5 protein-coding genes are annotated in these 4,565 nt (G+C 68.3%); all 5 read right to left on the bottom strand.

Features of this window, described 5'->3' with window-relative positions; genetic code table 11:
• Positions 1 to 7: 7 nt before the first annotated feature.
• Positions 8 to 853, bottom strand: a complete 846-nt coding sequence (locus E1261_RS43360) for a putative RNA methyltransferase (protein ID WP_132415967.1) — start codon at positions 851 to 853, stop codon at positions 8 to 10.
• Positions 854 to 867: 14 nt separating this feature from the next.
• A complete protein-coding gene (locus tag E1261_RS43355) occupies positions 868 to 1,731 on the bottom strand; it encodes an ABC transporter permease (RefSeq protein WP_132415965.1) in 864 nt (287 codons plus the stop codon).
• Positions 1,718 to 2,662 carry an ABC transporter ATP-binding protein gene (locus E1261_RS43350; RefSeq protein ID WP_238176820.1) on the bottom strand — a complete coding sequence of 315 codons (945 nt, stop codon included), beginning with the start codon at positions 2,660 to 2,662 and terminating at the stop codon, positions 1,718 to 1,720. Before E1261_RS43350 ends, E1261_RS43355 begins: the two co-directional genes overlap by 14 nt.
• A gap of 2 nt (positions 2,663 to 2,664) precedes the next feature.
• Positions 2,665 to 3,792 carry a LolA family protein gene (locus E1261_RS43345; protein ID WP_238176819.1) on the bottom strand — a complete coding sequence of 376 codons (1,128 nt, stop codon included), beginning with the start codon at positions 3,790 to 3,792 and terminating at the stop codon, positions 2,665 to 2,667.
• Positions 3,793 to 3,907: 115 nt separating this feature from the next.
• Positions 3,908 to 4,519 carry an LURP-one-related family protein gene (locus E1261_RS43340; protein WP_238176818.1) on the bottom strand — a complete coding sequence of 204 codons (612 nt, stop codon included), beginning with the start codon at positions 4,517 to 4,519 and terminating at the stop codon, positions 3,908 to 3,910.
• Positions 4,520 to 4,565 lie beyond the last annotated feature (46 nt).

The raw sequence follows: 4,565 nt of genomic DNA, 5'->3' as shown, positions 1-4,565 counted from the left end.
GGGGACCTCAGAGGACGGGGCGGGGGTGCCAGGTGGTCAGGGTGACCGAGAGGGTGGCGATCGTTGGTTCGGGGAGGACGGAGACCCGGGTCGCGAGTTCGTGCGGCGGGATGTGCCGGGCGCTCGGCGTCATCAGCACCAGCTGCTCCACCGCGGTTCGATCGAGGCGCATCGGCTCCGCGATCACCTCGCGGCCGGTTTCGACGAAGGTCCCACCGAGGGCGTCCTGCAGGCGCCGCTCCTTGTCCTGGTCGACCGACACCATCCCCAGTACGCCGATCAGCTCCTCCAGGTGCTCCGGATTCGGAGTCACCACCAGCAGCACGCCATCCGGGCGCAGGATCCGAGCCATCTCGGTCGCGTTCCGCGGGGCGAACACATTCAGCACCACCTGGGCCGCGCCGTCCACCACGGGCAGCTCGCGCCAGGCATCACACACCACCGACCCGATCCGCGGATCCACCTTGGCGGCCCGGCGAGCGGCGTACCGGGAGACGTCGAGAGCGAGCCCGGGCCGCGATCTGCCGGTGACGCCGGACAGGTAGTAGCCGGTCCCGGCGCCGACCTCGACGACCAGTTCGTCGCTGTCCGGCTGCAGGTACTCGGCCGCGCGCAGGATCAGCGCGTCCCGGATCGGGGCGTAGTGACCGCCACCCAGGAACACCGTCCGGGCGCCGATCATCCCGGCCGAGTCGCCCTCGATCCCATTCGATGCCGAGGGCAACAGGTTCAGGTACCCCTGCTTGGCCAGGTCGTACGCATGCCCCTGCGCACACCGCGCCGTCCGGCCGGTCAGCGCCAACGCATCGGCACAGACCGGACAGCGCAGTACGGCGACCAGGTCGGGATCCACCGGCCTATTGTCGGTCAGACGATGTCGCGACTGGTGATCCGGGCCCACGCCGCGCAGTAGAACACGGCCAGGTAGCCGGCCTGCAGGAGCAGGTTGCGGCCGATCGCGTCCCAGTACGGCGGGTCGCGGAGCAGGTCGGCGAACGACGTCCAGCCGTACATCAGCAGCCACGGATGGATCACGTCGATCTGCGGGATCGCCGACAGGATGCCGAGCACGATGAACGTGCCGAAGGTGGCTGCCATCGCTGCCAGCGGGGTCGAGGTCAGCGAGGACACGAACAGCCCGATGCCGGCCAGGCCCATCAGCGAGAGCGCAATCACCACCGCGATCGCCAGCGCCCGGAGCAGCCCTTCCCCCAGCGAGATGGTCGACCCGGACAGCAGCAGCACATCGCCGACCGGGAAGAGCACGAAGCCGACGATCAGCCCGGCGACCCAGATCGTGAACGTCGCGGCCAGGCAGAAGATCGCCAGCGCGACCATCTTCGCGGCCAGCAACCGGGATCGCCCGGCCGGTGCGGTGAGCAGGTTCCGCAGGGTGCCGAGGCTCGACTCACCGGCCAGCGACTCCCCCGAGATCACAGTCACCGCGGTCGGCAGGAAGAACGGCAGCGAGAGCCCGAGGCTGGCCACGATCAGGAACAACCCGTTCCCCGCGACCTGGCCGAGGAATCCTTCGGCGCCGCCTTCGGCCCCGGAGAGCTTGATCGCGACCCCGATCATCACCGGCACCGCGGCGAGCACGGCCAGCAGCACCCAGGTGCGGGCGCGGCCGAAGACGAGCTGCAGCTCCGATTTGAACAATGCCAGCGTGTGCCGGCCCGCGCTGGGCCTTGCGACGACTGGGCTGTCCGCAAGTGCGCTACTCGGCGACATCGAAACCCTCCCCGGTGAGCGCGACGAAGGCTTCTTCGAGGCTGGGACGCTCCAGGCCGAAACCGTGGATGCGGACATCCGCGGCAACCAGCCCCGCGGCGAACTTGTCGATCGGCAACTCCCCCGCGTCACCCTCGACGGTCTCCCCGACCGTCCGTAGGTCGGTCACTCCGAGACTCTTCAGGGTCTCGGCGGCCTTGGTGACATCCGGTGTCCGGACGACCAGCCGCGGCCGCAGCTCGGAGCGCAGCTCGGCCATGCTGGACTGACGGATCAGGCGGCCGCGGCTCATCACCGCGGCATGTGTGCAGACCTGCTCGACCTCGGCCAGCAGGTGGGTCGAGGTGAAGATCGTGGTGCCGTCGTCCGCCAGCTCGCGGATCAGGTTGCGCACCTCACGGGTGCCCTGCGGGTCGAGGCCGTTGGTCGGCTCGTCGAGCACCAGCAGGTCCCGGCGTTGCATCAGGGCGACCGCGATCGCCAGTCGCTGCTTCATCCCGAGCGAATACGCCCGGACCTTCTTGCCTGCGGCGTTCGAGAGGCCGACCCGCTCGAGCGCCTCACCAGCCCGGACCTTGCGGGTCCGCGGGTCCGCCGTACGGTCGGCAGCGTCGAAGCGGAGCAGGTTCGCCACACCGCTCCAGAACGGATAGAACGCCGGGCCCTCCACCAGCGCGCCGACCCGCGGCAATACCTGCAACTGCGCCTTCGGCATCGGCTGCCCGAGCAACTCGACCTCGCCCGAAGTCGGCGCGATCAGGCCGAGCACCATCCGGATCGTGGTGGTCTTACCGGACCCGTTCGGCCCGAGAAACCCGAAAACACTCCCCGCCGGCACCTCGAGGTCAACGGCATCCACCGCGACCTGCCCACCCCGGAACCGCTTGGTCAGCCCCCTCGTGACGAGGGGGCTCCCTGTCGTCTCTGTCACGGTCAGCGAGGCGCCTTGGCTGCGGCGTCCTGCAGGGTCTGCGGGGTGACCAGGCCGGCGAAGACTCTGCCGTCGTCCGTGATCAGTGCGTTGACCATCTTGCTGGTCACGATCTTGCCCTTGCCCCACGAACCTTCGACCGTCTGCGCACCGGCGAGGAACTGGTCCACCGGTCCACCGTTACCGGTCAGCTTCACGCCGCGGACCATCACCACGGAGCTCCAGCCTTCACCGAGCACGGTCGGCTCGTTCGCCGTACCAGGCTTCTTGCCGTTCTCCGGCTTGGCCTCCGGCTTGCTCGGGAGGCCCTTCGGGACGTCCGGGCGGGTCGTCGGGGCCTTCGGCTGGGTCACCTCGACACCCTTCGGCGGGGTGAACGCGAACGTGCTCGCGGACGGTACGGCGAAGGAGACATCGGTGAAGCCGATCTCCACCGCCGGGTCCGTGCCGGTCCTCGGCAGGACGCTCACCTGCAGCGGGATCCAGGTCTTGGAGTCCACGGCCAGGGTCACGGAGCCGACCGTCGTCTTGTCCGTCTTCGGAGTCAGCCGCAGCTTGTAGGCGTCTCGCCCGGCGACCTTCTCGGTGCCGCTGACGTCGACCTTCGTGGTCGGGTCGATCGCGTCCAGGAACTGCTTGGCCACGTCCTGCGGATTGTACGACTGCGGTGCCTTCTTCTCCGGCTTACCGCTCGACTTGTGCTCGGGGAGCTGCAGTTTGACGGCCTCGCGCTTGCCCGAGTCGTAGGCCCAGGCGGACTTGCCGTCCGTCGTCCAGACCCGCTCGGCCATGTTGTCGAGCACCGAGACCCGCGCCTTGTCCGGTGCCGCGAACGCGACCCGGGCGGTGTGCTCACCGCTCAGCATCTCGGTCACCGTGCCGCTGGCGGAGTCGCTACCGCCGGTCACACCGGGTAGTGCCGGCAGCCCGAGGTCCGCGGACGAGTGCACCGTGCCACTCAGTCCGTCGACCTTCGCGGTCTGCACCTTTGCCAGCAACTCCTGTGCGGAGATGTCGGGCAACTTTGGCGAGGCATCGGCGACCACTGGCCCGAGCGTCCCCACTCCGGCCACCAAAGCCACTGCTGAAACCGGAACCAACCACCGTCGACTGCGCTGCGCTGCACCCATGTCCTCAAGACTCGCACCGGCAGCAAGCCCAGCCAAGGGTCTTCGGGGTCAGTTCACCCGAAAGAGTGAGCCCGTCGTACTACCTGGGTAGTACGACGGACCCGATTGCAGTGGATCAGCGGCTCTGCAGCGCGTCCAGCGCGACCGTCATCGCGGCGGCGACCCGGAAGTCGACCCGCTGGTCCTGCACCGAGACGCGGTACCGGTCCCGGATCGACATCTTCCGCTCGACCGACAGGATCGTCTGCTGGTTCGCGTTGTCGGTGAAGTCGAAGTGGAAGATGAACGGCAACGGGATCTCACCGATGAACGGGACGAAGTCCCAGACCCGGCGCAGGATCGCGATCCCGGCGCTCCGCTCGGTCCCGGACGCCTCGAACCCGGCCCCGGTCAGCTGCCAGCTCGACCGCAGCAGGCTCTTGCCGAACTCCTTCTTGAACCAGCCGATCTGCTGCCCGCTCGCGTCGAACACGTCGTACCCCGAACCGAGGTCGATCCGCTTCCGCGCCTTGAACGAGAACACCACCTGCGACTTGGTGTCGTCGGTGTAGAACGTGACTTCTTCCTTGAACGCCATCCGCTTCTGCTGCGCGAACGCGAGCAGCGGTCCGTCGGACCCGTCCGGGTTGGTCGTGATCAGCTCGTACTTGTTGGCCATCAGCGTGATCCGCTGCTTCATCGAGAAGGCGGGCACGTACATGGATCCCCCACTGGGTGGCACAGTCATGCGGAGGAGTGTGGCAGCTCCCCCGGCTCATCCCGCAATCGAACCC

Source organism: Kribbella albertanoniae (genome assembly GCF_004348455.1).
Classification (GTDB): Bacteria; Actinomycetota; Actinomycetes; order Propionibacteriales; family Kribbellaceae; genus Kribbella; species Kribbella albertanoniae.
Note: the sequence above shows the minus strand (reverse complement) of the source record. Positions and strands in the feature narration are given on the sequence as shown.